Raw genomic sequence first — 5192 nt, 5'->3', positions numbered from 1 at the left:
GGCCGGATCCCCGGCCCCCGGTCGGCCACCCGCAGCTCCACCCGCCCCGCCAGCTCCGAGGCGGTCAGCAGCACCGGCCGGTCCTGCGACCCGTGCTTGAGCGCGTTCGCGATCAGGTTCGCCACGGCCCGCTCCAGCAGTATCGGGTCCGCCTGCACCTCCGGGACCCCGGCCAGCTCCTGGAAATCCACCTGGGAGCGGTCGATGCCCAGGCTGTCCATCGCCATCGCCGCGACGTCCTCGATCGCCACGTCCTCCATGTGCAAGTTCAGCGCCCCGGCCTGCAACCGGCTCATGTCCAGCAGGTTGTCCACCAGCCGCGAGAGCCGGTCCAGCGACTCCTCGGCGCCGGCCAGCAGCTCCGCGCGGTCCTCCTCGGACCACTCCACCGACGTGTCGCGCAGCGAGGCCACCGACAGCTTGGCCGCCGACAGCGGGGTCCGCAGGTCGTGCGAGACCGCGGCCAGCAGCGCCGTGCGCATCTTGTCCGCGGCCGCCAGCGGCACCGCCTCGGCGGCCTGCCGGGCCAGCCGCGAGCGCTCCAGCGCCACCGCCGCCTGGGCCGCGAACGCGGTCAGCACGTGCTGGTCGGCGGCCGGCAGCGCCCGCCCGCGCAGCACCAGCATCGCGTCCGGGCCGGCGTGCACCAGCACGTCGGCCTCGCCGGGCGTCCGGCACGGCATCGTCCCGGTCCCGGAGGTGGCCGCGACGATCCGCCACGCGTCCGGGTCGTCGGCCTCGTCCGGCAGCACCGGCGCGCTCGGGTCGATCCGTTCCAGCAGTGCCACCGAGTCCATGCCGAAAGTCTCCCGGAACCGGCCCAGCAGCGCCCCGATCGCCTCGTCCCCGCGCAGCACGGAGCGTGCCAGCTCGGACAGAGTCTCCGCCTCCGCCGAGGCCTTCCCGGCCCGCCGCTCCTGCCGCGAGGCGAAGTCCACCACCGAGGCCACGATCAGCGCCACCAGGGCGAACACCACCAGCGCCAGGATGTTCTGCGGGTCGTTGATGGTCAGGCGGTAGAACGGTTTGATGAAGTAGTAGTTCAGCAGCAGCGAGGCGGTCAGCGAGGCGAAGAACGCCGACAGCAGTCCGCCCAGGCGCGCCACCGCGACCACCCCGGCCAGGAAGATCAGCACCTGGTTGGTCAGGTTCAGCTCGGAGCGCAGGGCGTCCAGGATCACCGTGAGCACGATCGGCACGATCAGCCCGGCCACCGGCCCCCACCAGCGCGGCCCGGTCTCCGGCTGCCGCAGCACCCGCCGGACCCAGGTCCAGCGGCTCTGGTCGGCCGCCGACCGCTCGTGGGTGACCATGTGCACGTCGATGTCGCCGGACTGCTGCACCACGGTCTCGCCGATGCCGTAGCCGCCGAGGAACCGCTCCACCCGCCCGCGCCGGGACACGCCGATCACCAGCTGCGTGGCGTTCTCGGCGCGCGCGAACTGCAACAGCGCGTTCGGGATGTCGTCGCCGACCACCGAGTGGAAGGTCCCGCCGAGGGACTCCACCAGATCCCGCTGCTCGGCCAGCAGCGCCGGGGAGGCGCCGGTCAGGCCGTCGGAGCGGGCCACGTGCACGGCCAGCAGGTCCGAGCCCTTGGCCCCGACCCGCTGGGCGATGCGCGCGCCGCGCCGGATCAGCGTGGAGCCCTCGGGCCCGCCGGTCAGCGCGACCACTATCCGTTCCCGGGTCTCCCAGACCTTGTCGATGCCGTGCTGGTCGCGGTAGCGCTGCAAGGCCTCGTCGACCCGGCCGGCCACCCACAGCAGCGCCAGCTCGCGCAGGGCGCCCAGGTTGCCGGGGCGGAAGTAGTTGGACAGCGCGGCGTCGATCTTCTCCGGCTTGTAGATGTTGCCGTGCGCCATCCGGCGCCGCAGCGCCTCCGGGGCCATGTCGATCAGCTCGATCTGGTCCGCGGAGCGCACGACCTCGTCCGGCACGGTCTCCTGCTGCGGGACCCCGGTGATCTTCTGGACGACGTCGTTCAGCGACTCCAGGTGCTGGACGTTGAGCGAGACTATGACGTCGATCCCGACGGCCAGCAGCTCCTCGACGTCCTGCCAGCGCTTGGCGTTGCGCGAGCCGGGGATGTTGGTGTGCGCGAGCTCGTCGATCAGCACCACCGAGGGGCGCCGCTCCAAGATGGCGTCGATGTCCATCTCTTCGAAGTCCGAGCCCCGGTACTCCATCCGGCGGCGCGGCACGATCTCCAGGCCGTCCAGCATGGCCTGGGTGTGCGGCCGGTCGTGGGTCTCCACGAAACCCACGACCACGTCACCGCCCCGCTCGGCGCGGCGCTGGGCCTCGTCGAGCATGTGGTAGGTCTTGCCCACGCCGGGGGCCGCACCCAGGTATACGCGCAGCTTGCCACGCGTGCTCATCGCACCATCACTCTAGTCACCGCGGTCACGTCACTGATCGTCGCACGCGCGCGAATGAGTGGATAACCGCTGGCGTTTGCATCTCGTTTGCAATTCTTCAAACAACCCGGATTGCCTACTTCATCCCGTCGGCCAGCGGGCCCAGGGACAGCGCCGGGAGGAAGTTCAGCAGGGCCGGCAGCACCGCCGCGCCGGTGGCCGGTGCGACGAAGTTCACGCCGGAGGCACGCAGCGTGCCGACCAGATAGCGGCCGACCAGCGTGGTCCCGCACAGCCCGAGGCTGGGGAACGCCGGGTTCCCGCGAAGTCCCCCGAATGAACCGCCGTCACTCCGCGACAAACAGGTTGCGACAGCGCCCGGACCAGCCTCGTGATCGCGTTCACAAGGGTTGCTTGCATGTCGTACGCATCCGGGCCGAGGCCGCTTGGATCATGTTGGCGGACCTGTCGGAGCCGGTTTCAGGCTCCTACTTTCGGAAGTGGGAAGTCTCGCCGGAACAGTCGGCGGAGGCCCGCGCCATATGAGGAGCGCATCATGGACACCACTGTTCTGGAGCCTGACGAACGTACCGAGGACGACCGGCTCCTGCTGCTGGTCCCCGTCCGTTCCGGCCGTTGCGGCTCGATCGCCGTGCGCACCGGCCGCCTTCCCGACGGCCGCCGGGTCGGGCTCGCGTTCACCTGCGAGACGGCCCTGGCCGCGGTGTTCGGGCCCGAACAGAAGTGGATCCCGCTGAACGCGCGGGTGGCGCGCTGGATGTTCGCCGAGGCCGGTGCTGAGGAGACGCGCGTGGACGCGGTTCCGTTCGCGCCCGCCCCGGCTCTGATGCCCGCGTCGGCCCCCGCGGCCGCGACCTTGCTGCCCGAGCCGTCCCGGGCTGTCGTGCCCGCGCCGCTTCCGGTGCCCCTTCCCGCGCCGCTTCCGACGCCGCGCCCCGAGCGCGCGACCGTCGCCATAGCGCCGAAGCCGCTGGTGGCCTTGCAGACCCTCACCCCCACGCGCCGCCGCGCTGGCGCCCGCATCCGCCTGGCGGCCCGCCATGCTCACTGAACACCGCTCCACCGAGTCCGCGCCGCGTGTCTGGTACTGCGGCTGCCCCAACGACGATTGCGACTGCGATGAGGAACCAACTCCGGCTGTCCGCCGAGACGACACCGTGGCCGCTGACCACCACCGGCCTGCCCTCGCCGACGAGCGCGACGAAGACCCCTTCTTCACCCACTGCCACCGGTGAGGAGGATCTGGCGGTCGGCGGGGTCCGGCTGGCGGAGATCGCCGCGACCTACGGCACCCCGGCGTACGTCCTGGACGAGGCCGACGTCCGGGCCCGTGCCCGGGCCTATCGTTCCGCTCTGCCCGAAGCTGAGATCGCCTACGCCGGCAAGGCCTTCCTCTGCCGAGCGATGATCGGCTGGGTCCGGTCCGAAGGGCTGTCGCTGGATGTGTGTTCCGGCGGCGAGCTGGCGCTGGCCCGGCACGTCGGCTTCCCGGCCGACCGGATCGTGCTGCACGGCAACGCCAAGACCCCGCGCGACGTGCAGGACGCGCTGGGCTACGGCGTCGGGCGCATCGTGGTCGACTCCACCTACGAGATCACGCAGCTCGCCGTCGCCGCGCACGCCCGACACCCGCAGAAGGTACTGATCCGAGTCACGCCCGGCCTGGACGCCCACACGCACAAAGCGATCGCCACCGGCGTCGAAGACCAGAAGTTCGGCTTCTCCCTGGCCACCGGCGCGGCGGCCGACGCGGTCCGCCAAGTCCTGCACTGGCAGCTCGCCGAGCGCCCGGCCCTGGAACTCGCCGGCCTGCACTGCCACCTCGGCAGCCAGATCACCTCGGTCGAGGTCTTCGCCGAAGCCGCCCGCCGGCTGATAGCGCTGATGGCCTGGATCCGCGACGAGTTCAACGTCATCGTGCCCGAACTCGACCTCGGCGGCGGCCACGCGGTCGGCTACCGCGACGGCGACCCGGACTTCGACCTGGACCAGTACGCGCGCACCATCCGCACAGTGATCGCAAAGGCCTGCCACCAACATCGGCTACCAGTGCCCAAACTCACCGTCGAACCCGGCCGGGCGATCGTGGCACGCGCCGGCGTGACCCTGTACCGGGTCCTGACGATGAAGCGCATCCCCGGCATCCGCACCTTCGTCGCGGTCGACGGCGGCATGAGCGACAACCCACGCCCGGCCCTCTACGGCTCGGCCTACACCGCACGCCTCATCGGCCGTACCTCCACCGCGACGCCGGAACCGATGACCGTGGTCGGCCGCCACTGCGAAGCCGGCGACATCATCGCCCGCGACCTGCCACTCCCGGCCGACCTACGCCCCGGCGACCTACTCGCCGTCCCATGCACCGGCGCGTATCAGCACTCGATGGCCTCGACCTACAACCAGATCTGCCGCCCCCCGGTGATCGCCGTACGCGACGGCGTGGCCAGGGTCCTGATACGGCGCGAAACGCTGGAGGACCTTCAGGCGCGCGATGTGAGTCTGTAGGTCGCGGCGCACCCACACCACCAGGCCGGGCCGTATGCGCTTCACCGCGGCGCATACGGCCCTTTTCCTGTGGGTTTTTTGGGGAGGGCTGGGGTTTGTGGGGCTGGTTGCGGTTGGCGTGTGGGTTTCAAAGCCTTTTACGGCCTTCGGTCATAGTTGAGCCGGTTCGGGGTTCGGGGCGGCGGGTGTGTTTGTCGGCTGCCGGTTCCGGTGTTCACAACCCCGGCGCATCTCAGGCCTCTTCAACTCCGGCAAGTTGGAACAAGAACCAGATCAAGAATCAGATCAACAGCCAGATCAAGGTCA

4 protein-coding genes are annotated in these 5192 nt (G+C 70.7%); 2 read left to right on the top strand and 2 right to left on the bottom strand.

What is annotated here, in order from left to right:
* Window positions 1-2381, bottom strand: a 2381-nt coding sequence (locus tag IZR01_RS47980; protein WP_194927753.1) for a DUF4118 domain-containing protein, incomplete at its 3' end; no start/stop codon positions are given.
* A 115-nt stretch (window positions 2382-2496) separates the two neighbouring features.
* Window positions 2497-2721, bottom strand: a complete 225-nt coding sequence (locus IZR01_RS47975) for a hypothetical protein (RefSeq protein ID WP_194927752.1) — start codon at window positions 2719-2721, stop codon at window positions 2497-2499.
* A gap of 195 nt (window positions 2722-2916) precedes the next feature.
* Here IZR01_RS47975 and IZR01_RS47970 point away from each other — a divergent pair, with 195 nt between their 5' ends.
* Window positions 2917-3432 carry an SAV_915 family protein gene (locus IZR01_RS47970; RefSeq protein ID WP_194927751.1) on the top strand — a complete coding sequence of 172 codons (516 nt, stop codon included), beginning with the start codon at window positions 2917-2919 and terminating at the stop codon, window positions 3430-3432.
* A 68-nt stretch (window positions 3433-3500) separates the two neighbouring features.
* Window positions 3501-4886, top strand: a complete 1386-nt coding sequence (gene lysA, locus IZR01_RS47965; RefSeq protein ID WP_194927750.1) for a diaminopimelate decarboxylase — start codon at window positions 3501-3503, stop codon at window positions 4884-4886.
* Window positions 4887-5192 lie beyond the last annotated feature (306 nt).

Source organism: Catenulispora pinisilvae, assembly GCF_015356865.1.
GTDB lineage: Bacteria > Actinomycetota > Actinomycetes > Streptomycetales > Catenulisporaceae > Catenulispora > Catenulispora pinisilvae.
Note: the sequence above shows the minus strand (reverse complement) of the source record. Positions and strands in the feature narration are given on the sequence as shown.

Coding starts and splice junctions, on each gene's coding strand:
- lysA (WP_194927750.1), top strand. CDS start 3,501: ATGAGGAACCAACTCCGGCTGTCCGCCGAGACGACACCGTGGCCGCTG.
- IZR01_RS47970 (WP_194927751.1), top strand. CDS start 2,917: ATGGACACCACTGTTCTGGAGCCTGACGAACGTACCGAGGACGACCGG.